At 41.0% G+C, this 26,636-nt stretch carries 25 protein-coding genes; 14 read left to right on the top strand and 11 right to left on the bottom strand.

The window, feature by feature from the left end:
- Positions 1–8 precede the first annotated feature (8 nt).
- From P2E05_RS13360 to P2E05_RS13340, 5 genes are read right to left on the bottom strand one after another with little or no spacing between them, the layout of a single operon-like run.
- The gene (locus P2E05_RS13360; protein ID WP_247047680.1) at positions 9–1,403 is read right to left on the bottom strand and encodes a GntP family permease; all 1,395 of its coding nucleotides are present in this window, start codon (positions 1,401–1,403) and stop codon (positions 9–11) included.
- A 45-nt stretch (positions 1,404–1,448) separates the two neighbouring features.
- Entirely contained in the window at positions 1,449–2,372 is a 924-nt protein-coding gene (locus P2E05_RS13355) for a 3-hydroxyacyl-CoA dehydrogenase family protein (RefSeq protein ID WP_163862433.1), read from the bottom strand.
- The gene (locus tag P2E05_RS13350) at positions 2,362–3,567 is read right to left on the bottom strand and encodes an acetyl-CoA C-acetyltransferase (protein WP_269723236.1); all 1,206 of its coding nucleotides are present in this window, start codon (positions 3,565–3,567) and stop codon (positions 2,362–2,364) included. Before P2E05_RS13350 ends, P2E05_RS13355 begins: the two co-directional genes overlap by 11 nt.
- A 14-nt stretch (positions 3,568–3,581) precedes the next feature.
- A complete protein-coding gene (locus tag P2E05_RS13345) occupies positions 3,582–4,238 on the bottom strand; it encodes a 3-oxoacid CoA-transferase subunit B (RefSeq protein ID WP_154623979.1) in 657 nt (218 codons plus the stop codon).
- An 11-nt stretch (positions 4,239–4,249) separates the two neighbouring features.
- Positions 4,250–4,948, bottom strand: a complete 699-nt coding sequence (locus P2E05_RS13340) for a CoA transferase subunit A (RefSeq protein WP_154623978.1) — start codon at positions 4,946–4,948, stop codon at positions 4,250–4,252.
- A gap of 142 nt (positions 4,949–5,090) precedes the next feature.
- Between P2E05_RS13340 and P2E05_RS13335 the strand changes: the two genes are divergently transcribed.
- From P2E05_RS13335 to P2E05_RS13320, 4 genes are all read left to right on the top strand, one after another.
- Positions 5,091–5,981, top strand: coding sequence for a LysR family transcriptional regulator (locus tag P2E05_RS13335; RefSeq protein WP_154623977.1), 891 nt, complete (start codon positions 5,091–5,093; stop codon positions 5,979–5,981).
- A 550-nt stretch (positions 5,982–6,531) separates the two neighbouring features.
- Positions 6,532–7,461: a Dyp-type peroxidase gene (locus P2E05_RS13330; RefSeq protein WP_154635618.1), complete on the top strand. Its 930-nt coding sequence runs from the start codon at positions 6,532–6,534 to the stop codon at positions 7,459–7,461.
- 427 nt (positions 7,462–7,888) lie between these two features.
- On the top strand, positions 7,889–9,265 hold the full coding sequence (locus P2E05_RS13325) for an alanine/glycine:cation symporter family protein (RefSeq protein ID WP_154623233.1): 1,377 nt from the start codon (positions 7,889–7,891) through the stop codon (positions 9,263–9,265).
- A 181-nt stretch (positions 9,266–9,446) separates the two neighbouring features.
- Positions 9,447–9,812, top strand: coding sequence for a hypothetical protein (locus P2E05_RS13320; protein WP_196712947.1), 366 nt, complete (start codon positions 9,447–9,449; stop codon positions 9,810–9,812).
- 39 nt (positions 9,813–9,851) lie between these two features.
- On the opposite strand, the gene P2E05_RS13315 is transcribed toward P2E05_RS13320, so the two are convergent.
- The 5 genes from P2E05_RS13315 to P2E05_RS13295 all read right to left on the bottom strand — a co-directional run bounded on the left by P2E05_RS13315 (position 9,852) and on the right by P2E05_RS13295 (position 16,032).
- Positions 9,852–10,802, bottom strand: a complete 951-nt coding sequence (locus tag P2E05_RS13315) for a substrate-binding domain-containing protein (protein WP_375097499.1) — start codon at positions 10,800–10,802, stop codon at positions 9,852–9,854.
- Positions 10,803–10,895: 93 nt separating this feature from the next.
- Complete coding sequence (locus tag P2E05_RS13310; RefSeq protein WP_154622946.1) at positions 10,896–11,936, bottom strand: ABC transporter permease; 1,041 nt, start codon at positions 11,934–11,936, stop codon at positions 10,896–10,898.
- Positions 11,937–11,980: 44 nt separating this feature from the next.
- Positions 11,981–13,483 (bottom strand): sugar ABC transporter ATP-binding protein, encoded by a 1,503-nt coding sequence (locus P2E05_RS13305; RefSeq protein ID WP_154622947.1) that lies wholly within the window; start codon positions 13,481–13,483, stop codon positions 11,981–11,983.
- Positions 13,480–14,991 (bottom strand): xylulokinase, encoded by a 1,512-nt coding sequence (gene xylB / locus P2E05_RS13300; RefSeq protein WP_272578087.1) that lies wholly within the window; start codon positions 14,989–14,991, stop codon positions 13,480–13,482. The genes P2E05_RS13305 and xylB overlap by 4 nt, the downstream gene beginning before the upstream one ends.
- A 3-nt stretch (positions 14,992–14,994) precedes the next feature.
- Positions 14,995–16,032 carry an NAD(P)-dependent alcohol dehydrogenase gene (locus P2E05_RS13295; protein ID WP_154622949.1) on the bottom strand — a complete coding sequence of 346 codons (1,038 nt, stop codon included), beginning with the start codon at positions 16,030–16,032 and terminating at the stop codon, positions 14,995–14,997.
- Positions 16,033–16,244: 212 nt separating this feature from the next.
- On the opposite strand from P2E05_RS13295, the gene P2E05_RS13290 reads away from it, so the two are divergent.
- From P2E05_RS13290 to P2E05_RS13270, 5 genes are all read left to right on the top strand, one after another.
- The gene (locus P2E05_RS13290; protein ID WP_154622950.1) at positions 16,245–16,796 is read left to right on the top strand and encodes a D-lyxose/D-mannose family sugar isomerase; all 552 of its coding nucleotides are present in this window, start codon (positions 16,245–16,247) and stop codon (positions 16,794–16,796) included.
- Between the two features lie 76 nt (positions 16,797–16,872).
- On the top strand, positions 16,873–17,886 hold the full coding sequence (locus P2E05_RS13285; RefSeq protein ID WP_195848154.1) for a LacI family DNA-binding transcriptional regulator: 1,014 nt from the start codon (positions 16,873–16,875) through the stop codon (positions 17,884–17,886).
- A gap of 160 nt (positions 17,887–18,046) precedes the next feature.
- Positions 18,047–18,640 carry a YcxB family protein gene (locus P2E05_RS21690; RefSeq protein WP_154622952.1) on the top strand — a complete coding sequence of 198 codons (594 nt, stop codon included), beginning with the start codon at positions 18,047–18,049 and terminating at the stop codon, positions 18,638–18,640.
- 98 nt (positions 18,641–18,738) lie between these two features.
- Positions 18,739–19,275, top strand: a complete 537-nt coding sequence (aac(2')-Ia, locus tag P2E05_RS13275) for an aminoglycoside N-acetyltransferase AAC(2')-Ia (RefSeq protein ID WP_247047841.1) — start codon at positions 18,739–18,741, stop codon at positions 19,273–19,275.
- Between the two features lie 241 nt (positions 19,276–19,516).
- Positions 19,517–19,780 carry a DUF2798 domain-containing protein gene (locus P2E05_RS13270; RefSeq protein ID WP_154622954.1) on the top strand — a complete coding sequence of 88 codons (264 nt, stop codon included), beginning with the start codon at positions 19,517–19,519 and terminating at the stop codon, positions 19,778–19,780.
- 45 nt (positions 19,781–19,825) lie between these two features.
- Here the strand turns inward: P2E05_RS13270 and P2E05_RS13265 are convergent, their stop codons facing one another.
- Complete coding sequence (locus P2E05_RS13265) at positions 19,826–20,269, bottom strand: PACE efflux transporter (protein WP_163862421.1); 444 nt, start codon at positions 20,267–20,269, stop codon at positions 19,826–19,828.
- 98 nt (positions 20,270–20,367) lie between these two features.
- Here P2E05_RS13265 and P2E05_RS13260 point away from each other — a divergent pair, with 98 nt between their 5' ends.
- The 5 genes from P2E05_RS13260 (at position 20,368) to fdnI (ending at position 26,626) form a co-directional block, all read left to right on the top strand.
- Positions 20,368–21,273, top strand: a complete 906-nt coding sequence (locus P2E05_RS13260) for a LysR family transcriptional regulator (RefSeq protein WP_154622956.1) — start codon at positions 20,368–20,370, stop codon at positions 21,271–21,273.
- A 30-nt stretch (positions 21,274–21,303) separates the two neighbouring features.
- Complete coding sequence (locus P2E05_RS13255) at positions 21,304–21,627, top strand: YnfA family protein (RefSeq protein WP_196712951.1); 324 nt, start codon at positions 21,304–21,306, stop codon at positions 21,625–21,627.
- Positions 21,628–22,038: 411 nt separating this feature from the next.
- Positions 22,039–25,086, top strand: coding sequence for a formate dehydrogenase-N subunit alpha (gene fdnG, locus P2E05_RS13250; protein ID WP_154624643.1), 3,048 nt, complete (start codon positions 22,039–22,041; stop codon positions 25,084–25,086).
- Between the two features lie 12 nt (positions 25,087–25,098).
- Positions 25,099–25,980 (top strand): formate dehydrogenase subunit beta, encoded by an 882-nt coding sequence (gene fdxH / locus P2E05_RS13245; protein WP_154624642.1) that lies wholly within the window; start codon positions 25,099–25,101, stop codon positions 25,978–25,980.
- Positions 25,973–26,626: a formate dehydrogenase-N subunit gamma gene (gene fdnI, locus P2E05_RS13240; RefSeq protein ID WP_154624641.1), complete on the top strand. Its 654-nt coding sequence runs from the start codon at positions 25,973–25,975 to the stop codon at positions 26,624–26,626. The genes fdxH and fdnI overlap by 8 nt, the downstream gene beginning before the upstream one ends.
- The last annotated feature ends 10 nt before the right edge of the window (positions 26,627–26,636 follow it).

Raw genomic sequence — 26,636 nt, 5'->3', positions numbered from 1 at the left:
TAGGAGGCTTACACAATACCTGTCATATAAAAGACACCGATGACGAAAAAGACGGCGAGACTTTTAATGATGGTAATAGCAAAGATCCCACCATAAGCTTGCCTATGGCTCAAACCTGTAATAGCGAGTAATGTGATCACCGCACCATTGTGAGGAAGGGTATCCATGCCACCACTAGCCATTGATGCTATACGGTGAAAGACTTCAAGAGGGATATGTGCAGCGTGAGCCGCCGCAATAAAATTATCGGCCATTGCCGCTAATGCAATACTCATTCCTCCGGATGCTGAGCCAGTGATACCTGCTAATGTCGTGATACTAATAGCTTCGTTAAGTAATGGGTTCGGAATGGTTGAAAGCGCGTTAGAGAGAACTAAGAATCCCGGTAATGCGGCAATAACGGCACCAAAACCGTATTCAGACGCTGTATTCATAGCGGCAAGAATCGCACCACTAACAGCACTTCGGCTTCCTTCAGCTAAACGCCCACGGATATTACGGAACCCCAAAATGATAACTAATAAAATACCGGATAGCAGGGCGGCTTCAACAGCCCAAATTGCAGTAATTTTACTTAAGTTAGTCATGATGGGCGCAGCAAGCCCCGGTAACATTAATTCGTGTTCTGGCCCATACCATTTAGGAATGAGATAAGTGAATACTAAGTTTAAGACACCCACTAAAATTAAAGGTGAAATAGCGACAATAGGATTAGGCAGATCAATATTTTTGGGCGTTTCTGGTTCATTAAGTAATTCGGTTCCATAACCTTCATTTTTTATTTTGGCCTTACGTCTTTGACGTTCTAAATAGATAAGGCCAAGTAAAATGATAAATAATGAACCAATTAAACCCAGCCAAGGAGCTGCCCAAGCGGTTGTCCCAAAAAAACTGGTTGGGATGATATTCTGTATTTGTGGGGTACCCGGCAACGCATCCATGGTGAAAGAAAAAGCACCAAGAGCGATTGTTGCTGGGATCAAGCGTTTGGGGATATTACTTTGCCTAAAGAGTTCGGCGGCAAATGGGTAAATAGCAAAGACCACCACAAATAAGGAAACTCCGCCATAGGTTAATAATGCACAGGCTAATACGATGACTGGAATAGTGTGGCGTTGCCCTAATATTTTGATGGCAGCGGCAACGATTGAATGAGAAAAACCAGATAATTCAATTAGTTTTCCAAATACGGCACCTAGAAGAAAGACGGGAAAGTATAATTTTACGAAACCGACCATTTTCTCCATAAATAGCCCTGTGAAGGCTGGCGCTACAGCACTAGGGTCGGTGAGTAGTACAGCACCGAGAGCTGCGATTGGCGCAAATAGAATAACGCTATATCCACGATAGGCTGCCAACATTAGAAGGCACAGTGCGGCTAGGGCAATTAATACACTCATTATGGCACCTCAATTTTTTGCTTGTGCTTGTGGAAAATCAAAGAGACGTTATGGTTTTAAGCCAGAACGTAATTGGTGTTCTCTGCGTTTTTGAATGTATTCCTTGCGTGAATCATCCCAGCGATAAAACCCTTGCCCACTACGTATCCCTATATGCCCAGCCTTAACTTTTTCATCGATTAAGGCGACCATGTCACTTCCGTTTGCCAATTCAGGTAGTAAATGACGATAAATATCTTGCACAGTAGCAAGCCCGGTCATATCCGCAGCTTCAAATGGACCTATCATTGCATAGCGTCGTCCTAATGACGCTCTCATGACTTGATCGACGGTTTCAACGCTAGCAATGCCACTGTTCACGATGTGTAGCGCTTCTCGGAGTAAGGCAAATTGTAAACGGTTACCAATAAAGCCTGGTGCAGCACGGTTTAGTACCACAGCCTCCAATTGCATGCTAACGAGTATCTTTTGCAGCATATTGAGATATTCAGGTTGTGTGGCTGAACTAGGAACAATTTCTACAAGCGGAATAAAATGAGGAGGATGCCAAAAATGAGCGATTAATAAACGCTCTGGGTAGGTAAGGTTTGCTGCTAGCACATCGGGAAGAAAACCGCTGGTATTGCTAGCAATAATAGCATTTGGCGAAATAAGTTGTTCAAGTTGGGCATACAGTGCATGCTTTAAGTCCAATTTTTCAGGTATAGCTTCGATAATTAAATTCGATGGCGCGATGTCATTTAATGAAGTCGTTCCTTTTAAACGCAGGATAATCTGTTCTTTATCATCTGGAGAGCATTGTTCAGCGGCAATCAACTCATCAAGAATGTGGTTAGCAACAGTGCCGATTTCAGCAATTCTTGTATCATCAGTGTCATACAACCAAATTGTATGTCCATGTCTTGCAAAATGCGTGGCAATCCCAACGCCCATTAAGCCTGCACCGATAACGCTAAAATGATTATTCTGCATAAGACGCTCCTTTTGGTCGTTCAACGGCTAATGCAATGCCTTGGCCTCCGCCAACACAGAGGGTGGCTAACCCTTTGTAGACATCTCGACGAGCCATTTCATGAAGTAGAGTGACAAGAATACGGCATCCCGATGCGCCAATAGGGTGGCCCAGTGCAATTGCTCCCCCATTAACATTAACTTTTTCGCTATGCCAACCTAACGTATTGCTCACCGCGAGCGCTTGGGCCGCGAACGCTTCATTCGCTTCAATTAGGTCTAAATCGTCAATGCGCCATCCCGCTTTGGCTAAACAGCGACGTGATGCATCGACTGGACCAATTCCCATGATGGCGGGGTCAACCCCTGAGACCGCATAACTCACAATTCGAGCCAAAATTGGCAGACCGAGTGCTTGAGCTTTTTGTTCACTCATTAGCATGACGGCGGCAGCACCATCATTAATTGAAGATGAATTTCCAGCGGTCACTGAACCATGGTTAGCGCGGAATGCGGGAGGAAGCTGGGCTAACTTTTCAGCTTGAATATGCGGTCTCGGTTGTTCATCGGTATCGACGGTTATCGTAGTTTTATTCTTTTGTCGGATATTGACAGGAGTGATCTCACTGGCAAAGCGACCGGTTTCTATTGCCATTGCCGCTTTTTTCTGAGAATTCAAGGCAAATAGGTCTTGTTGTTCACGGCTTATGTTAAATTGTTCGGCTAAATTTTCTGCGGTGATCCCCATATGGTAATCATTGAAAGCATCCCATAATCCATCATGTACTAGGCTATCTTTTATTGTGTGATGACCCAGACGCATTCCTGAACGGGCGCCATCAAGATAATAAGGGGCTTTGCTCATATTTTCTTGCCCACCTGCAATCACAATGTTGGCATCACCACAACGAATCGCTTGAGCTGCCTGTTTCACTGCTGCAAGACCTGAGCCACAAACTAAGTTAATTGTAATCGCTGGGGTTGTTTCGGAGAGCCCCGCAGTTAAGGCAGCCTGTCTGGCAGGGTTCTGCCCACAGCCTGTTGTTAATACTTGCCCGAGTATGACTTCATCGACTTCATCTGCCGAGATAGCCGTTTTTTCGAGGAGTGAACGGATCACGGTCGCGCCAAGTTCAACGGCTGAAAGAGAGGATAATGCTCCCTGAAAAGCCCCAATAGGCGTACGTGTGGCTGCAACTATAACGACGTTTTGCATCATTTACTCCTTAATTAGGCAACATTCATTTCAGGAACATGTTCTGGAATAATTAATTTTCCAGCCGTTTTCATCGCGATTTCATCAATGCTTATTCCTGGAGCGCGTTCGCGTAAAATAAATGCTCCATCAGCAATATCAAGTAACGCTAAATCCGTTAGAACCCGTTTGATACAGGCAGCTCCCGTCAAGGGTAGAGTACAGGCAGGTAGTAATTTAGATTTTCCGTCTTTGGCAGTATGGGTCATCACAACAATGATATTGTCAGCACCCGCCACTAAATCCATTGCTCCGCCCATACCTTTAACTATTTTTCCAGGAACCATCCATGAGGCGATATTGCCATTGACATCAACTTCAAATGCACCTAATACCGTTAAGTCAACATGGCCGCCTCGGATCATGGCAAAGGATAATGCGGAATCAAAAATAGCCGCCCCCTTGCGAGCAGTAATAGTTTGTTTTCCTGCATTAATCATGTCTGGGTCAAGCTGTTCTCGCGTTGGAAAAGCCCCAATACCCAATAAACCATTTTCTGATTGCAACATCACATCGATGTCATCAGGAATGTAGTTAGCAACCAGTGTCGGGATACCGATGCCGAGATTCACGTAATAACCGTCTTGTAATTCACGGGCAATACGCATTGCCATTTGTTCGCGTGTTAACATGTTTATAGCCCTCAACTACGCAGAGTTTGTTGTTCGATGCGTTTTTCAAAGTGACCTTGTATTAGGCGGTCGACAAAAATGCCGGGGGTGTGGATCATGGCAGGGTCAAGCTCACCTGGAGGAACGATTTCTTCGACTTCGACAACGGTAATGCGCCCAGCGGCAGCCATAAGTGGATTAAAATTTTGTGCGGTATTACGGTAAATGACATTGCCATACCAGTCGGCTTTCCATCCTTTAATGAGTGCAAAGTCACCGGTGATCGCTTTTTCCATAATGTAGTGACGCCCATCAAATTCACGAACTTCTTTACCTTCTGCAACGGGGGTTCCATAACCCGTTGCAGTGAAAAAAGCGGGAATACCGGCACCACCTGCGCGTAATTGCTCAGCTAATGTGCCCTGTGGGGTGAGTAATGCTTCAAGCTCCCCATTGAGAACCTGTTTTTCAAATAAGGCATTTTCGCCGACATAAGAGGCAATGATTTTGCGTATTTGTTGTGTCTCAAGGAGTACGCCTAGACCAAATCCATCAACACCACAGTTATTAGATACAACAGTCAGTTCTTTCACTCTACGGCGACGAACTTCTGAGATGAGATTTTCAGGGATACCACATAGCCCAAAGCCGCCAGCAAGCACGACCATATTATCAGTTAACCCTTCAAGCGCGTCTTGATAGGAGGTAACACGTTTATCGAGTCCAGCCATAGAAATACTCCTTCAGTTGTCTTTACAGACATGATTCATGACCAAAAATGATTTGTTAATTTTAAATTTGTGACGGATTCATTTGTTTTTCTTATTAATATAATGTTAATTAAATGTATTCATAAGGTTAACGAGGTTGGTCATGAGGATGAGTATCAAACAGCTACGCGCATTTTCAGCGGTAGCTCACACTTTAAGTTTTGCCCATGCCAGTGAACGATTAAATATGTCTCAGCCAGCACTTAGTTTGACGATTAAGGGGTTAGAAGAAACGTTAGGGGGACCGTTATTATTGAGGACAACCCGCAAAGTGATGTTAACGCCAGAAGGTGAAACTTTGCTGAAGATGTCTCGTCAGCTACTCTCTGATTGGGACAGTACAGAAGAAGCGATGCGCCAACACTTTAATCTTCAGTGTGGTAAGGTTTCTATCGCGGCTATGCCATCATTTGCGACGAATGTGTTACCACCAATACTTAAAACATTTCGTATGCGTTATCCTGGGATCAATATTACGGTTCATGATGTGATTAATGAACAAGTGATCGAGATGGTTCATGAAGGACGGGTTGAGATAGGTATCGTTTTTGAGCCTAATTGCTCTGAACAGGTTAATTTTACACCTTTAGGTCTCGAACGTTTTATTGCAATAGTGCCCCCTGATTGTCATCTAGCAAATCGTGAACGTATCTCATGGCGAGAATTGCTCAGCCTTGATTTTATTACTTTACAGCGTCCGTCATCGGTACGTTTTATGTTAGAAGAAGAACTGAAAAAAAATGGGCGTTCGTTGAAAGTGGCATTTGAGAGCCATCAACTGGTAACGGTTGGTCAATTAGTGGCAAATGGTTTGGGGGGAAGTGCTGTTCCTGCTCTGTGTCGTACTCAGATGAAAGAATTGGGGGCGGTGTGCCTTGAGTTGGATAATCCCGTTATTGAGCGTCGTGTAGGCTTGCTATATTCAGCACATAATCAGTTTTCTACTGCGGCACAGGCGTTGGTGAATACCTTAAAGAAAGCCTATAACCCCTAACGGGGCTTGTGGTTGTTGACAAAGTGGGATAAAAGCGTGGTTTTTCCCACTTTGTGTTATCAGCCGAAAATCAATAAATTGATTTTCGTAGTCTATTTTCAAAACTTATTCGACTTGCCGCCAAACATAATAGGTTTGTCAGCGGTCTGTAGTCCCTAACAGGGCTTTTTTGTCTCTATTTTAACCATGACAGCGAAAGTTTTATAAAGGCTTTATAGGATAGTGAATAGTGTGAAGCCCTTCCTTTCTAATTAATTTAGATGATGATATAACATTTTATATAGAGTTATTTTTATTAGTTGACAATAATAAAAATAATTTAAAGATGTTTTTTAAGATTAGATGATTTTTTAGAATGTGATTGTCTTTTTTGGATTGAAATTTGATTTTCTTTGCTTGTTTATGGGGGATTAATATTTTTATCTTTTTATTAAAAGTGCGTTAAAGGTGTTTTTAATAAAGGTTAATTTAAATAAAAGAGATAAATTATGATGTTTTTAAATCAAATAACAATCCTAAAATGAATGAAAATAGAAAGGGTATAAATTATATGAAATATCAAGATGTGACTAAAACCCCAGGTGAAAACTCTTACTTTCTTGTTTTTAATCTCTTAGATAAAGAAAAAAACCGAGATGAACTGGTGTCTTTTTGTAATAACTTATCAGGTCTAATACGTAGTATGAGAACACGTTTTCCAGCACTGGAAACGAGTTGTGTCATGGGATTTGGCGCAGAAGCTTGGGAACAATTATTTCCCCAATTGCCTAAACCTAAGCAATTGAGTCCTTTTAAAGAAATTAAAGGGGAGCATTACACCGCGGTATCAACACCGGGCGATCTTTTTTTTCATATCCGTGCATTGAATGTTTCAGCCTGTTATGAGCTAGCCTCAATGATCAGCCAGCAATTAAATGGAATCGTGACTCACATCGATGAAGTTCATGGTTTTCGCTATATGGACGGGCGATCAATTATTGGTTTCGTTGATGGAACAGAAAACCCAGAAATGGAAGATGAACGTGCTGAATATGCGGTGATTGGCGATGAAGATGCACAATTCGCTGGTGGCAGTTATGCATTTGTTCAAAAATATATCCATGATATGACAGCATGGCAAAACTTGAGTGTTGAAGAGCAAGAAAAGGTGATTGGTCGTCATAAGTTTAATGATATCGAATTAACGGATGAGCAAAAAATACCTAGCTCTCATAATGTCGTCACGAATATTAAAGATGAAAAGGGTGAAGATCTGAAAATTGTTCGAGCCAATATGCCATTTTCTAGTCCTTCTAAAAATGAATATGGCACTTATTTTATTGGTTATGCAAGATACTTTACAACAACGCGACGCATGTTAGAAAGTATGTTTCTAGGAACAGAAAATGGTGCAACAGATGAGTTACTCAAATACAGTACAGCAGTAACAGGTACTTTGTTTTTTGTTCCTTCACCGTCGCTATTAGATGATATTGAATAAAAGTGTAGAGTATTATTTTAAAGGTCATTTCGAGGTTATTAAATTAACCTCGAAGATTATGGCTTAAAATTTATGATTGAAACTTAGTCAGTTCGGTGAGCGATTTAAATAATTTTCGTTTAAATAAATAAAATATCCAATATATTCTTCCATTTCTTGTCGTCATGTAGATTAAACGAATCACAATAATAATCTTGAATGAGTCTGATGGATTTATTCAGGATGATCTGCGTCCAAAAAATAACTCGTATGATTTAAATTCAAATAGTAACTAGTGACGTCACTCACATTCTTTCACTAATAATGTCATTTTGTGAAATTTTTTCTCGCACTAAATCTGTTTATCGTCTTTATTAAAAATTATAAGAAAATGTTATGGATTTGTAATGGACAAATAAAGAGCAATAAAAAATGGGGGAAGGGTAGGATGGAGCTGATAACAACTTGGCTAGGTGAGTTAAACAGTATTGTATGGGGGGTACCGATGTTGATAGGTATCCTCGGCGTTGGGATCTATATGCAGCTACGGCTAGCATTTTTGCCTATTCGTAAACTCGGGACAGGGTTTAAATTATTATTTCAAAAGAATGAATCCCGAGGGGAAGGGCAAATCTCACCATTTAATGCCTTAATGACTGCATTATCAGCGACCATTGGTACGGGGAATATTGCTGGTGTTGCGACTGCTGTTGTTATGGGAGGGCCTGGAGCACTATTTTGGATGTGGATGACGGCATTAGTCGGTATGGCAACGAAATATTCTGAAGCTGTACTTGCGGTCCGTTTCCGTGAAGTTGACAAATATGGGCAATATGTGGGCGGCCCAATGTATTACATCAAAAACGGTTTAGGGCCGAAATGGATTTGGTTAGGAACGCTCTTTGCGCTTTTTGGTGCATGTGCAAGTTTCGGTATTGGTAATACAGTGCAAGCAAACTCGGTAGCAGATGTATTAGAAAGTAATTTTGGTATACATAAATGGTTAACTGCTGGGGCGCTTGTCATACTGGTTGGTGCTGTTTTAATTGGTGGCTTACGTCGTATTTCTGATGTGGCAGGGAAATTAGTGCCCTTTATGACAGTCGCTTATTTTGGTGCTGGCTTGTTGGTGTTAGGGATTAATTTCAGCGAAATTCCCGCTGCATTTTCTTTAGTTGTGACTTCTGCATTTACACCAGTTGCAGCTCAAGGAGGATTCGCTGGTGCGGCAGTTTGGGCCGCTATTCGTTTTGGTGTCGCTCGAGGGGTATTTTCCAACGAAGCGGGTTTAGGTAGCGCACCTATCGCACACGCCGCAGCGAAAACGCAAAATCCTATTCGCCAAGGTTTGATTGCCATGTTAGGCACATTTATCGACACGATTATTGTTTGTTCGGTAACAGGTTTAACGATCATTATTACGGGGGGATGGCTGACAAGTGAAACAGGTGCAACACTCACCGCATCTTCTTTCCAATCAGCAATTCCTGGTGGGAACTATATTGTTGCAGTTGCTTTAGCCATATTTGCGTTTACGACGATTCTTGGGTGGAGCTTCTATGGTGAAAAATGTGTGCAATATCTATTTGGTTTGAGGGCAATTAAGGTATTTAGAATATTATGGTTAATTGCTTTACCTATAGGCGCGACACAATCACTTGATTTTGTATGGTTATTAGCTGATACCTTGAATGCCATGATGGCAATTCCAAACTTGATTGCATTGATCATGCTAAGCCCTGTGGTTTATCGGTTAACTCGAGACCATATTAAAGATGTCAATGCTGATAGCATTGATATGGCTAATAAGCTCTATGAAAAATAACTCATTTAATATTAAAGCCCCGTCAGTATGAGGGGCTTTATACATGTGTGATTGAAGAATACATTAGGTGCTCAATTCATCATCAAAATTTTTTGCAATTGAGGGAATGAAATGTTTTTATAGAAGCCATTCTCAGACCTTGGATGAAGATGGTTCAGATTATTTTTAATATGGAGTCACAATGATAAAAAGGGTTTTTGCGATAGCTATGTTGTGTGCGGCTTATATGCCAGCGCAAGCCATGAAAGAATATCAGTTACAGTGTCCTGAAAGAGATGTGATGACAATACTCCATACCAATTATTTGATTACGACATTGAAGTGGGGCTCTAGTTTTATTATTTCTCATCCAACGGTTCGTTATAGCGATAATAATATCAAATATAAAATCTATAATTTTTTAAATGGAGATTCGTTAGTTAAAACAACAGGCGATAATAAGCATTACTATTTTGTTTATAAAAATGGTCACAAAGTAGAGTGTAATAAAATAAAGGAAACGGAATTAGAAATAACAAAATTACCAAGAGTGCATAATGTTGGGTAATTCATCGTCACCCAAGTGATGAGTGACGATGAGATGTGCTTATTGACGAGCGTCTAAGAGTTGTTGTGCGTTGTCTTTTGTGACAACAGTCCAAGGAATTTGATAACGTTTGTCTTTACCATCGTTCCACTGTAATTGATCTGCATACTGTTTCCAGATAGCAGACTTCGGTTGATAGCTATCACCTTTAACGGATTTCATGGCAATATCGATAGAGCCTTGCATTTGTGCGTTTGCATCTTGCAGGATAGATACCATTTCGCCATTTTGAACAGCAATGATGGCATCGGAAACCCCATCAACCCCGGCAATCGCAAAACTATTTACCTCAAGGCCCGCACCTTTGATTGCTTCGATTGCTCCCAGCGCCATTTCATCATTTTGCGCGATAACACCATTGATTTTGCCGCGATGTTTTTGTAACCAGTTTTCCATTAATGGCATCGCTTCTGCACGTGACCAGTTTGCAGTCTTGCGCTCTAATACTTTGATTTTACCTGGGCCACATTCTGCAATAGCTTTATCGTTACCTTCACCACGCTGGATTTCACCGCTACCCCCTTTAGGGCCTTCAATGATAACGACATTACCTTCACAGTTCATTTTCTCGAGGACATTTTTGGCTTCCATATAGCCACCTAAAACGTCATCTGAAACGACTTCCGCGGTCATTTTATCGGTATTAAGGCGTGCGTTAGTCACAATAACCGGGATTTTGGCATCATTTGCCATAGTGACGACATCAATGTTTGCTTCATAATCCATTGGATTGATGATAATCGCATCGGTCTTGGTCTGAATAGCCGTTTCTGCTTGGTTATTTTGTACCATCGGGTCATAACGGCCATCATAGACGGTAATTACTGCTTCACCGTCTTTAACCGCAGGGTGTTCTTTGGCCGCTTTTTCCATTAATTGCACGAATTCCGCTTTCATTCCATACATCAAAATAGCAATTTTGACGGGATCTTCTTTGGCGGCGATCGCCATATTACTGATAAATAATGCAGAGGTAAGAGCTGCAATTTTAGTCATTTTTTTCATTATAATACCTTTCACAGTTAGGGTTCAGTGTTGTTTTAATTAATCACGTCTTTGTTTACGTGAAGGGTCGAGCAGTACGGCAATGACGATCAAGGCGCCTTTAATAATTTGTTGGTAATAAGAAGGAACGCCCAATAAATCTAATCCATTGTTCATGACACCGATGATCAATACGCCAAAGAAAGTACCAACCAAGGTGCCTACACCACCAGACATACTGGTTCCACCGATAACAACGGCGGCGATGGCATCTAATTCATAAGCACCACCAGCACTGGTTTGTGCAGAACCCGTTCTTGCCGTTAAGATCAATCCGGCAATACCAGCTAACGCACCACACAGGGTGTAAACTAGGACTTTTACTTTGATGACACTGATACCTGATGTTCTTGCACTTTTAGGGTTTCCACCTACGGCATAAACATAGCGGCCGAATGTTGTTTTATTTAGCAGCACCCAAGCAAGTGCGAATATGACGATCAATAACACGACAGGTACAGGAATATCAAAGATGTAGCCGTTACCTAGCCACCTAAAGTCACTATTAAGTTGAGAAACAGGGTTACCGTCAGTGGTTAATAATGTTAAACCACGGGCTGCTGAGAGCATTCCCATCGTTACGATAAAGGGCTGGAGATTGAATTTAGCTAAAATAGTACCGTTAATCAGGCCACAGATAATACCGATGCCTAAGGCAATGATCATGGGCACCATCACGGCATTTGCAGTATCGCCAATCGATAAGCCAGCATTTGTTGTGGCAAAACGAGCAGCAACAATACCACTAAGAGCAAGAACAGAGCCGACTGATAAGTCAACACCAGCAGTAATAATAACGAAGGTCATCCCTATCGCTAAAATACCGTTAATGGATATTTGACGTAAGACAATCAGCATATTGTCTTGGCTAAGGAAATAGTTATTTGTCCATTCGCCGCGCGCCACTTGCACTTCACCAATAACAGCGACAATCAGGCAAAGAACAAAGAAAGCCATAATAATGCCGTACTTATGCATATTCTTCTTATTGCGAGCGAGAAAGGACATCCCCGGTGTTGGTGTAGAGTAAGTACTATTCATTGTTTTTCTCTTTATTATTTAAAATAAAAATCAATGTCACTGAATTAAACAGCAAGTTTCATTAATTCTGTCTGAGTTGCTTCAGCAGCAGAAAGTTCGCCAGCAAGCTCACCGTTACGGAAGACAATAATGCGATCGCTCATCCCGATAATTTCCGATAATTCGGAGGAGACCATGATGATCCCTTTACCTTTCAGAGCAAATTCCGACATATAACGATAGATCTCTTTTTTGGCGCCAACATCAATACCCCGAGTAGGTTCATCAAGTAACATCACTTCAGGGTCAAGCAGTGCCCAACGGCCTAGAACGACTTTTTGTTGATTACCGCCACTGAGATTTCCTGCCAGTTGATCGGCATCGGGGGTTTTAATGTTGAATAATTTGATCATGTCATCGGCGCGAGCTTGTTCTTTCTTCTCATTAATGAAACTGGCACGACTAATCTCTGAAAAAGAGGCGATGTTAATATTTTCATTAATTGAACGGCCTAACATTAAACCTGTTTCTTTTCTATCCTCAGTTACATAAGCAATACCAGCTTTGATCGCATCTTGAGGAGAGTGCTTGCCTAATTCAGTATTGTTAACTTTAATGGTTCCCGCAGAGGCGTGCTCAATACCAAAAATAAGATCGAGAAATTCACTTCGCCCTGAGCCGACAAGTCCATATATTCCCAGAATCTCCCCTTTTTTAAGGGTTAAACTGATATTTTTGATTTTATCGAGCCAACTTAACTGTTCGACAGTTAAGATCGTTTCATTGGTAGGCTGATTAAATTTGGCAAATTCATCTTTAAATTCACCACCAATAATATGTTCAATGAGCTGCTCACGTGTGATATCTGCAATTGCACCTTCCGTAATAAATGTGCCATCGCGGAAAATAGAAAAAGTGTCAGCAATTTGAAATATTTCAGAGAGACGGTGGGAAACATAAATAATCCCTTTCCCCATTTGCGCTAAACGAGTAATAACGTCAAAAATCTTTTGTGCATCTTCTTCACCAATTGCGGATGTCGGCTCATCCATAATGATGATATCAGCGTCAGAGTGAGACAGTGCTTTGGCTATCTCGACCAGCTGTTGTTCAGCAACACTGAGATTACGCACTTTTTCTGTGGGTGAGAGATCAAAATGCAAGTCTGCCATTAAATCAGCCGTTAGCTGATTCATTTTTTTGAAATCGACAAAGCCGAGCTTTTTAGGTTCGCGACCTAACCAGATATTCTCAGCAATGGTGAGATCAGGAATTGAGCTAAGCTCTTGTTGAACAATTGCAATGCCTGCATTAAGTGCATCTTTTGGTTGATGAAAATGGCAATGTTTGCCTTTCACTATGATGTCACCCGAATCAGGCTGGATGAACCCCATTAGGATACTTAAAAAGGTCGATTTGCCAGCGCCATTTCCGCCGCATAAAGCATGAATAGACCCTTTTTTCAGGCTAAATTGTGCATTTTTTAATGCCACTACAGGCCCAAATGATTTTTTAACCCCAGTGATATGTAAAAGTTCATCCGCTTGAATGTCCACCGAGTTTGTCATATTGCCACCTCTGGATATTCAGCTTGGAGTAACGAAAGGTAATCTTGATATAAACCTTCATAGCAAGATACGTTTTGGTTGTCGGGTATGACGAGTGTGCTCTCATCAAGATGCACAAATTGCCGACAAATTTTTTCTAATAATGCTGTTTTATCATCATGTTCAGTTAAGGTATCGCACCAGATAGCTTGAATTGCCGCGCCCAACGCCGCCGCTTCACTGTTAGTGACGCAAATAACAGGAACATTCATAATATTTGCAACAATTTGACGCCATTTGGCACTTTTCGCGCCACCGCCAGTGAGACGAATTTCATGAGCATGTATTCCTTGTTTACGGAATAAATCAATACCAAAACGTAGGCCATAAGTTGCACTTTCAACAACGGCGAGGCTTAGGTTTTGAGCATTGAGATTGCTGCTATCAATATTATGAATACTGGCTTTAGCTTGCGGTAATTGTGGAACGCGCTCGCCATTAAAGAATGGCAACATTTTCAAACCATTAGCGCCAGGTTCGGTCTGTTCTAAGGCTTGATTAAAGCTCTTTAAATCAAGATTGAGGAATTTTTGTACTGCCGTGGTTGCTGAGGTCACATTCATTGTACAAATTAATGGTAACCAGCCATTTGTTGATGAACAAAAACCAGCAATCATCTCTGAATTTGCGACAACAGGCGTTTTCGAGTAGGTAAAGAGTGTGCCTGAAGTCCCCAAGCTCATTGTGATGATACCGGGTACAATATTGCCAGTGCCAATGGCTGCCATCATATTATCACCGCCACCAGTCGCCACTTTTGTTTGGCTCGATATGCCTAATCGACAAGCAATTTCCGGCAATACAGTACCAATACAGGTTTCAGCGGTAACCAACGGAGGAAGCGCTCGCTGTAAACGGCCTGAATCATCAATCAGATTGATGGTATGAGTATCCCATTCACGCGTGCGAATATTCAGTAGCCCAGTTCCTGATGCATCGCCAAATTCAGCAATACGAACACCCGTTAGCCAAAAATTAAGGTAATCATGTGGCAGCAACACCGTGTCTAACTGCTCCCAAAGTTCAGGATGATGTGTTTTTAGCCACAAAATTTTAGAAATGGTATAACCCGTTTGAGGCATTAACCCTAGTTGGGATAAAGCACCTTCTGTGCCACCTAATGCATCAACAATGTTTTGATTTTCTGCGGCCGTTTCAGTATCGCACCATAGTTTAACGGGGGCGATAACATGACCTTGACTATCGAGTGGCACAAAACCATGTTGTTGACCCGAAACGGCAACAGCAGCAATTTCTTTACCCTCAATTCCAGCGTTATTAATTGCTTGGTGAAATGCTATTTCCAGTGCATCTGTCCACCAAGAAGCATGCTGTTCACGGCGCCCAGATGCTTCGCTTATGAGAGGGTGAGGCGCGGAACCTTCACCCAATATTTGTGCGCTTTCGCTATCAACGATAACGACTTTAGTACTTTGCGTACCGCAATCGATCCCAGCATACAGTGTCATGTATTACTCCATTTCTAATACAATCTTAATATCGGTTGGGCGACCTTCGGCAGCGCGCTCATAAGCTTCAACACTGTCCTTAAACTTATAGGTTGCTGATAATAATGGTTTTACATTAAGTTTGCCGGCACTGAGTAAACGGATAGTACGTGGGTACATGTTTGCGTAACGGAAGATGGTTTTAAAGGTAATTTCTTTCGCTTGTGCAGACACGATATCTAAAGGTGCAGGATCGATTGGCATACCAACGAGCACAGCGGTTCCACCCGGCGCCATGTGTTCAGTGATGTTGGCAATAACGGCTTTGGCACCACTGCACTCAAACAGAACATTCACGCCATTACCTTCCGTCAATTCGTTAACTTTATCCGCGATGGCTTGGGTATCTTTACTGTTAATTGGGTGTAGCCCCGGATATTGCTTAGCAACTTCCAATTTTTTATCAAATAAATCACAGATAATAACGTCTGAACAGCCGCCAGCGAGCGCAGACAACGCGGTGATGATGCCGATGGTACCTGCACCAATAACGAGAGCAATATCACCGGGCTTAATTTCTGCTTTTGTCGCAGCTTGCATACCGATAGCAAGAGGTTCAACCATTGCGCCTTCAGCAAAAGAAACATTCTCAGGAAGCTTGAAGGTAAAGGCGGCTGGATGAATGACGCTTTCACGCAGACAACCGTCAATCGGCGGAGTTGCCCAGAATCGAACCGCAGGGTCTAGGTTATAGAGGCCCGCACGTGATTGCGTTGATTGTAAATTAGGAATGCCAGGCTCCATACAAACACGATCACCGACTTTTAAATGAGTGACATTTTTACCGACAGCGGTGATCACACCTGATGCTTCATGCCCTAGAATCATCGGTTTTTCAACGACAAATGGACCAATACGCCCATGTTGGTAGTAGTGAACATCACTACCGCAAATACCCACAGTATGAATTTTAATTTCGACGTCATCCTCACCGAGGACTTCAGGGCTTTGCCAATCCTGAATAGAAATTTTTCCTGCTTTTTCGAGTACTAATGCTTTCATGATTACCTCTGGCTCATTTTTATGGTATCGATATCATTTTAATGATGCGGATATTAGATCGAATTTTATTATTTTTATGTGATGTAGGTTGTAGTTTCATTAAATGAGTAGCATTTTTGTAAATGCAAGGGGGGAAATAGGCTAGTGGATCACATTTTTTGTAACCATGATGCCGCTATAATGTTATCGGTATCATTAAGGAGATTCATCTGATGAATAAAGCACAATATCAACAGCAAGTCGTTAATTTCCTAGAGAAAGCACAACTGCGTATCACTGAAGAAGAAAAAGCACGTATTGAGATTGCGAGTTTTGGATTACCTGATTATCCTCGTTCAGGCTTACAACTATTAACTTATTGTAATAACGAACGTTATTGTGCTAAAGAATTGGTTCTTTTTCCTGATCAAGTGTGCCCAGAACATCGGCACCCACCGTTCGGCTCTTCAATCGGTAAGCAAGAAACCTTTCGTTGTCGTTGGGGGGAGGTGTACTTGTTTGTTGATGATGACTCATTAACATTGAATGAAAATGAATCAGGTGACCCCATTTGTCATAAACCGGAAGGGGATGAGCAATGGTATCAATGTAACCGTTTTATTCTATTGAAGCCGGGGGAGCAGTACACCATCAAACCGAATACACTACACTGGTTTAAAGCGGGTAGCATGGGGGCGGTAGTGTCAGAGTTTTCCAGCGAAAGTCGTGATGAGTTCGATATTTTTACGGATCCTCGAGTACGTCGTTTAGAAGGTATTGAATAATATTGTGGGTTTTACATGACTGAAACGATTAAATGATACTATAATGGTACGAAATGATACTTAATTTAATAAGGAGATGAAATTGGCAGAGCATAAGTCACAGAAAGTGACGTTAGAAAACGTAGCGGCACTTGCTAATGTAAGTAAAATTACAGCATCTCGTGCTTTTTCTCAGCCAGATAAAGTTCATCCCGAGACGTTGAAAAGGATTTTAGAAGCGGCGGATAAAATCGGTTATGTTGTTAATGCGGTTGCTCGTAATCTACGTGCGAAATCATCAAAAACGATAGGCATCGTTACCCCTGATATGGGAAACCCCTTTTTCGGGGGGTTAGCGAAATTGATGACACAAGAAGCCTATCAAGTCGGTTATGACACATTAGTTTTTGACTCTTACGAATCGAAAGAAAATGAAGCGCGAATCATTGAAAAACTGATTGGTTACAATGTGGATGCGATTATTCTTTCGGTTGTTTCTTCTGACCGTTTTTATCAGCCCGCTTACTTTAAGCAACTTGAACTGCTTAATATTCCCGTTATCCTTGTTGATCGGGAAGTGGATATTAAACAATGTAGTGGTGTCTACATCGATAATTTAGATTGTGGGCTGCAAGCAGGGCGTTTTATCCAATCGCAGGATGCAAAAAGTGTTGTTATCGTATCAGGGCCTGAAGATTCAAATGTTGCCCGCGATAGGGTGACAGGGCTGAAAGCCGCTTTACAAGGTAGTGTTAATCATGTTGAGATTTTATATGCGGATTTTCTGATGGATGAAGCCTATAAGATTACAGATAGTTATCTTCAAAAAAATAAATCTCCCGATTTTTTTGTTGGTTGTAATAACCAAATTTCGTTAGGAATTATTAAGGCTTGTATTAAAAATCAAATATCATTGCGAGATGATGTTTCATTGTTCAGCATTGATGAAGTTTCTTATTCATCAATCTATGGTTTTAACTTCCCTTGTATTTCACACGATTTGCAAGAAATATCGTGGCAAGTGATTAATATGGCGGTGAGAAGAGCATCGGATGAAACGGCAAAACCTGCAAAGGTTATTGTTAGAGGGAAGCTTACGAATACATTTTAAACGCTATCTATTCGCGACGAGTGGGTATTATGCATTGTTATTCGATGACTTACCCACTGCGACAGGTATGGCATCTCTGTTTCATCGTGGCTATTAGAGTTAGCAATGTTATGATACTTTGAGCGTATCAGAGCCACTATCACTATTAAGTATCTGTAAGATGAAAGATCGCTACGAAGTCAAATTTTCACTTTCTATTTCTGAAATAAGAAAGATCCAAAAACAGATAAAAGAATATCAAAGAATTGAAATCGCTAAGCCTTATCAGTGGGTACTCTATTTAGCAAAGATCGGTTTATACAGCCTGAGTATTGGTGGCCTATTCATTATTTTTATCGTGTTATCTCTGCTAATGTTATCAACAGATATCGACCCTGAAATAGCACGGTTACAGAGAATGAGCTGGTTAGGCTTGGCTTTGGTTGTTGTTGCATTATTCGCATTTTTTCTATCTCAAAAGTTAGAAAATTATTTTATGAAAAAATATGAAAATAAAGAACAGAATGATGAAACCTATCTACGTCATATCAAAATAAATCGATATTTTATTGAGTTCATCCAAGATAACAGTAGTTATAAAGTGTTTTGGCCGCGAGTAAAAAAAGTCAAACGAGATAACGAACTGATATTTGTACAAACCAGTGACAACGATTTTATTATTTTTCCTATTCGTGCTGTTTCATCAATAGAAGAGTTTAATCAACTCTATCAGTTTATGAGTACACAAATAAAGCATCACATCACTCAGCCGTGAGGCGTTGAGTTCAACAGCACAGCACATTTTTTCCGTTATTTGATAAATGTTTTGAATATACTGACTACGATTTTTATCAATGCTTATATAGGATTTTTATGGCTATCGAATATCGCAATCTGCATACATCCCAATTATCACAAGATGAAAAAGAGAGGCTTTATCACTTGCTTGTGGAAGGCTTTGAAGGGGATTTTACGCATGATGATTTTGCACATACTCTCGGTGGAATGCATGTGGTTGCCTTTGACCAACAAAAAATGGTTGGCCATGTTGCGATAATTCAGCGTCATATGGCAATCAATGAAGCGCCTATTTCTGTTGGTTATGTTGAAGCTATGGTGGTTTTACATGACTATCGACGTCAAGGGATTGGGCGACAATTGATGTTACAAACGAATAAAATCATTGGTTCATGTTATCCGTTAGGTTTGTTATCGGCTTCGGAAGAAGGAGAGAAATTGTATCATTCGGTTGGCTGGAGAGTATGGAAAGGCAAACTATTCGAATTAAAGCAAGGCCACTATATCCGCTCTATTGAAGAAGAAGGTGGGGTTATGGGCTGGAAAGCTGATGGTGAAATTGATTTGAGTGCTTCACTGTATTGTGATTTTCGCGGCGGTGATCAATGGTAATTAATCAGCAGAGTTGGGTTTGTAGAATAATTGCTCATTAGGTAAGAGCCAACCACATGTTATGGATAATTAAGATCGGAATTACTGTTGAGATATACTATTTGACAAGCAGAAAGATATACTTAAAATATGACTTTCTATTGGTCTAAAAGACTCGTAAGCGTTTACGTTAATCAACGCATATAACTTTGTTATGCAACAGTTATATGCTGTTGTATGCGTGTAATTTGGAGTCTATAGAATGTCATTAGAAAATAAAAATACAATTTTGGGGATCCCCAAACTTCCTACCAGAGCTTTGATTTTTCTTATTCCTTTTTTCTTATCATTAGTGATGAGCGGTATTGTTTCTTTTATTAGTATTGTAAAAGCCTTGGGCTTGAATAGTGAAATATTCGCACCTTGGTTAAGTTCTTGGTTGTTATCATGGATGATAGCTTTTCCGACAGTATTAATTGTTTTACCGCTAGCGAAAAAAGTGTCTTTATTTTTTGTTAAAAGCTAATGACTTTGCCATCTTTATGTAAGATGGCATATCATTAACGTCATATTACTGAATCATATTCTCTTCTTGTGGTAAGGCCGATTTAGGTAAGCCAAATATTTTGTCAAAAGCCCAATTAAAGAAGAAAGTATAAATAGGAATAAATATAATTAACGCAAAATCGAGTATTAAGGCTTGCAGCAAACTAACCGATAACCACCATGCAATAAGTGGAATTAAAAAGACCACTAAGGTTAGCTGAAATAAAATTGCATGGGCAAACCGTCGACGGAATGTCCTGATCCTCGATGTTTGTTTTGACTCCCAATATTCGAATGCGGTATTGAAAATAAAATTCCAGCTCACGGCAATCGTCGTGATAACAAGCGCTAATGGCCCTGTGGTTTCTGCCGAATTACCAGAAAGAAAGGCAAGTGCCAGTGATGAAATTAACCAGCCAATCACTTCATAGGCGGTAATAAAAACGACTTTTCGTTTGATACCTTGCATTTTTTTATCCTACATACTGTGTGTTTTAGTCTGGTAAATTAAATCAACATTGATGATAATAAAAGTCAGCTAATATCAATATAATTGAAAGGTTGGATATGCCATTTAATAGCGAAAATCTCACTATCTTTTTGACTGTACTGGAGAAAGGCTCATTTTCGGCTGCTGCAAGAGCGTTGCATCGAGTTCCCTCTGCGGTGAGTATGGCGATCGCTAATTTGGAAGCTGAGTTGGGTTTTTTGCTGTTTGAAAGGCATACTAGAGAACCTAAGCCTACTGAAAAGGCCCTTTCTCTAGAGCCTTATGCGCGTACCATTGTCGATAATCTGCGGCAGTTAAATGTTTTTTCGCGAGAGTTAACACAAGGGGTGGAAAGCATCTTAACTATCGGGATTGCAGAAGGCATTAACCCCAATTTATTATTTGATTCATTGAAAACATTGAGTCAGCGTTATCCTTTAATGCACGTCGAGTTAATGACGGCCCCCCAAGATGACATTCTGTCGTTATTACACCAGAACCGCCTACACCTTGCGATTGCCTTTGGTGGTATTTCTGTTAACGCTCAAGAACAATTCCAATGTATTGGTTATGAATTGTTGGTTGCAACCATTTCAGCGGCTCATCCATCGATTAAACAGGCATCTTCTTTATATATGGAAGATCTTGTTCAAACTCGGCAGATTGTCATAACCAGTTTTGAACATGAGTTGAGTGATATTCGTGCCGTTGTGGCAAGTAATTATTGGCGAACAGATAACTTTGCAATGGCATTAGGTTTAGTTGAAGCCGGAATGGGGTGGGGTAACTTACCAATTTCATTAATTAAAGATAAGTTAAAACACGGTACGCTTAAGCGATTAGAGTTTAAAAATACGCCAAATGGGTTAGAGTTACCGATTCATATAGTTTGTTTAAAAGGGCAGGTATTAAAACGCGGTGCACAGGAATGTATCGAATTATTAAAGTCAAATAATCAAGTCATCAAAGTTCCTCGTGTTTGAGCCCTAGACCCTACGTTAGAGAATATTATTATGTCATTAAAAATTATTGGTTTGTTTTTCTTAACTGCGTTAGCTGAAATTGCAGGTTGTTATTTCCCTTATTTGTGGATGAAAAAACAAGCTGGTGCATGGGTATTATTACCTGCGGCGCTGTGCCTTATGGTGTTTGTGTGGTTACTGACGCTCCACCCTGAGTCTAGCGGCAGAATTTATGCAACTTATGGTGGAATTTATATTGCTACAGCATTATTATGGTTACGTGTGGTGGATGGCGTCTCTCTGACGACAACCGATTGGATTGGTGCGCTGGTGGTATTTATTGGTGCTGGAATTATTATTAGCGGTTGGAAATAAAGTTAAATTAATTTGACATAAAAATGTAAATTTTAGTTATGGGAATAGAGTGCTTTTTTATTATTAATAAATTTTTTTAATATAGAAGGCGTGTCAGAGTAGAGATGATTTAGTGAATATTGATAAGGAAAACTTAATTTAAATTAAGTAAGCGTTTATTATTGAGGCAAGTGTTATACGCTAAAAATTGATCCTGACTTTGTTTTTATATTTAATGTGTTTTCTTGTTATTTGATCTGTATCATTATTTTAAAATATTACTCTATTAGTAGTATATTTAATTGAGGATTAACTACTCAGTTAATATTAATTTACCTTTTATTTTCACATTCATTGATTTTAGGCAATATATAATTATCATACGTTGATATTCTCCCTCCGATTTATACAATAAATATAAAGAGGGAAGCAATGAACGTCAGTCGCAGAAAGTTTTTTAAAATCTGTGCCGGCGGGATGGCAGGTACGACAGTAGCTGCGTTAGGTTTTATGCCTTCAATGGCAATGGCTAATGTACGTGAATATAAATTACTCAGGTCTAAAGAGACTCGTAATACTTGTACTTACTGTTCTGTAGGTTGTGGATTATTAATTTATAGCATGGGCGATGGTGCCATGAATGCTAAATCTGCTATTTTCCATGTTGAAGGGGACCCTGATCATCCTGTCAATCGAGGAGCTTTATGCCCTAAAGGGGCTGGGCTACTGGATTATATCCATAGTGAAAACCGCTTACGTTATCCTGAATATCGCGCGCCAGGTTCTGATAAATGGCAACGCATCAGTTGGGATGATGCCTTTACCCGCATTGCACGGTTAATGAAAGATGATCGTGATGCCAATTTCATCGAAAAAAATGAACAAGGTACAACAGTAAATCGTTGGTTATCGACGGGGATGCTTTGTGCATCAGCGGCAAGCAACGAAACGGGTATGTTAACTCAGAAATTTGCACGTTCCCTCGGCATGTTAGCCGTCGATAACCAAGCACGTGTCTGACACGGACCAACGGTAGCAAGTCTTGCTCCAACATTTGGTCGCGGTGCGATGACCAACCACTGGGTTGATATTAAAAATGCGAATGTTGTTGTTGTGATGGGCGGAAATGCTGCGGAAGCTCACCCTGTTGGGTTCCGTTGGGCGATAGAAGCGAAGAATAACAACGATGCGACACTGATTGTGATCGATCCGCGTTTCACTCGTACGGCATCTGTGGCCGATCACTACATACCAATTCGCTCAGGTACTGATATTACTTTCTTATCAGGGGTTCTGCTATATCTGATTGAAAATAATAAAATTAATGCGGAGTATGTTCAACACTATACCAACGCAGCGTTGTTGGTCAGAGATGATTTCAGCTTTGAGGATGGTTTATTTAGTGGTTATAACGCGGAAAAACGTGCTTATGACAAAACGACATGGAACTACCAATTTGATGAAAATGGTCACGCACTACGTGATGACACGCTACAAAACCCACGTTGTGTATGGAACTTACTGAAGCAGCATGTTTCTCGTTATACACCTGAAATTGTAGAACAAATTTGTGGTACACCGAAAGATGACTTCTTGAAAGTTTGTGAAATCTTAGCTTCAACAAGTGTGGCGGATAGGACAACGACTTTCTTGTATGCATTAGGTTGGACCCAACATACGGTTGGCGCGCAAAATATTCGCACAATGGCGATGATCCAATTGCTATTGGGTAACATGGGAATGGCAGGTGGCGGAGTCAATGCGCTACGTGGACACTCAAACATCCAAGGTCTTACCGATTTGGGCTTGTTATCGACTAGCTTACCTGGCTATCTCACTTTGCCATCTGAAAAAATGCTGACGGTGGAGAGTTATTTGGCCGCGAATACGCCAAAAGCCACTTTACCCAATCAGGTTAACTATTGGAGTAATTATCCAAAATTCTTTGTTAGCTTGATGAAGTCTTTCTATGGTGATGCGGCACAAAAAGATAACCAATGGGGTTATGACTGGTTACCAAAATGGGATCAAGCTTATGATGTGATGAAGTATTTTGACATGATGAGCAAAGAACAAGTCAATGGCTATATTTGCCAAGGCTTTAACCCTGTTGCGTCATTCCCAGATAAAAACAAAGTGGTTAGCTGCTTAAGTAAACTGAAGTATTTAATTGTTGTTGACCCACTCGTCACTGAAACGGCTAACTTCTGGCAAAACCATGGTGAAATGAATGATGTTGATACGGCATCCATTCAAACTGAGGTATTCCGTTTGCCATCAACATGTTTTGCTGAGGAAGATGGTTCGATCGCTAATTCAGGCCGTTGGCTACAGTGGCACTGGAAAGCCGCAGATGCACCTGGTGAAGCACGTAATGATGGTCAAATCCTAACCGGCATTTTGTATAAAATCCGTGAGCTTTATGAGCAAGAAGGTGGTCAGGGTCGTGATCCGCTTATGCAGATGCGTTGGGATTACAAGCGTCAATTCCATCCTGAATCAGAAGAAGTAGCCAAGGAAAATAACGGTATTGCATTGGCTGACCTCTATGATGCGGATGGTAATTTGCAAGCGAAAAAAGGCGAGCTACTCAGTTCTTTTGCGTTATTACGCGATGATGGTTCTACGGCATCATCTTGCTGGATCTATACAGGTAGCTGGACAGAAAAAGGCAATCAGATGGCAAATCGTGATAATAGCGACCCATCTGGCATTGGTAACACATTAGGCTGGGCTTGGGCATGGCCACTCAATCGTCGCGTCATTTATAACCGTGCTTCTTGTGATACACAAGGTAAGCCATGGGATAAAAAACGCATCTTGATTGAATGGAATGGCAAAAAATGGGTCGGTAATGATATTCCTGACTTCAATGCTTCTGCGCCTGAAGTAGGAACTGGACCATTTATTATGCAACCGGAAGGTTTAGGTCGTTTGTTTGCGATTGATAAAATGGCGGAAGGTCCATTCCCTGAGCATTACGAACCATTTGAAACGCCATTAGGAACTAACCCGTTGCACCCGAATGTGGTTTCAAACCCAGCAGCACGTATTTTTGAGGAAGATAAAAAACGCCTCGGAAATCACGAGCAATTCCCTTATGTCGGTACCACTTATCGTTTAACTGAACATTTCCATACATGGACTAAGCATGCTCGTTTGAATGCGATTGTACAGCCTGAGCAATTTGTGGAGATTAGCGAAACTCTGGCAAAAGCGAAAGGCATCGTGAATGGCGATAAGGTTAAAGTCAGCAGTAAACGTGGCTTCATTAAAGCGGTGGCTGTGGTCACTCAACGATTGCAGACATTAATGGTGGATGGCAAACCGATCGAAACGGTCGGGCTACCTATCCATTGGGGCTTTGAAGGTGCAACCCAAAAAGGGTTTATTACGAATACATTAACTCCATCTGTTGGTGACGCGAACTCTCAAACTCCTGAGTATAAAGCGTTTTTAGTTAATATCGAGAAGGCGTAAGGGAGGGAACGAATGCAATCTCAAGACATTATTAAACGTTCCGCGACCAATAGCATTACGCCTCCCCCACAGGCGCGTGATGATAAGTTTGAAGTTGCGAAACTGATAGATGTGACATCCTGTATTGGTTGTAAAGCCTGTCAGGTTGCGTGTTCAGAATGGAACGATATTCGTGATGAAGTCGGTCATTGCGTTGGTGTTTACGATAACCCAATGGATTTGAGCGCGAAATCATGGACCGTGATGCGATTTAGCGAAACCACTGAAAATGGCAAGCTAGAGTGGTTAATTCGTAAAGATGGTTGCATGCATTGTACGGACCCTGGGTGTTTAAAAGCCTGTCCGTCGGCGGGAGCAATCATTCAATACGCAAATGGTATCGTGGACTTTCAATCTGAGCACTGTATTGGTTGTGGGTATTGTATCGCGGGTTGCCCGTTCAATATCCCGCGTTTAAATCCAAAAGATAACCGTGTTTATAAATGTACACTGTGTGTGGATAGGGTTGCTGTAGGGCAAGAGCCTGCTTGTGTGAAAACTTGTCCAACAGGCGCGATCCATTTCGGTACCAAAAGAGAAATGCTGGAGTACGCTTCCGAACGTGTTGATAAGCTACAAAAACGTGGTTTTAAAAATGCGGGGATCTATGATCCAGAGGGTGTTGGCGGTACTCATGTAATGTATGTGCTACAACATGCGGATAATCCAGAGTTATATCATGGTTTACCGAAAAATCCGCAAATTGATACCCCAATTAACCTGTGGAAGGCGGTGTTAAAACCACTTTCAGTGGTGGGCTTTATTGCCACTTTTGCAGGGCTAATTTTCCACTATGTTGGAATTGGTCCTAATAAAGAAGTGGATGATGAAGAGGAGGAAGATGGTCATGAGTAAAAAGAGCAAAATGATTGTTCGGACAAAATTTATTGACCGAGCATGCCACTGGACCGTGGTTATCTGCTTCTTTTTAGTTGCTTTGTCAGGGATTGCCCTATTTTTCCCAACATTGCAATGGCTGACAGAAACCTTCGGAACGCCGCAAATGGGACGGATTCTGCATCCTTTCTTTGGTGTATTAATTTTTGTGGTGTTGATGTTTATGTTTTTCCGTTTTGTGAAACATAACATTCCGGATAAACAGGATTTACCTTGGATTAAGAACATCGTTGAAGTTTTAAAAGGTAATGAACACCATGTAGCGGATGTAGGAAAATATAACGCTGGGCAAAAAATGATGTTTTGGAGCATTATGAGTATGATTTTTGTACTCTTAGCGACTGGCATCATAATATGGCGTCCTTATTTTGCGCATATCTTCCCAATGTGGATGGTTCGCTGGAGCTTATTTATTCATGCAGCAGCAGCCATCATCTTAATTCATGCCATTTTGATCCATATGTACATGGCTTTTTGGGTTAAAGGGTCGATTAAAGGCATGGTAGAAGGTAAAGTCAGCCGACGTTGGGCGAAAAAACATCACCCTCGTTGGTATCGTGAAGTTGAAGCGAAAGAGGCGGAAGCGGAAAAAAACAAACCGTAAGCTTATAAAC

The organism is Providencia stuartii (assembly GCF_029277985.1).
Classification (GTDB): domain Bacteria; phylum Pseudomonadota; class Gammaproteobacteria; order Enterobacterales; family Enterobacteriaceae; genus Providencia; species Providencia zhejiangensis.
This window is presented reverse-complemented; position numbering and strand designations above follow the sequence as displayed.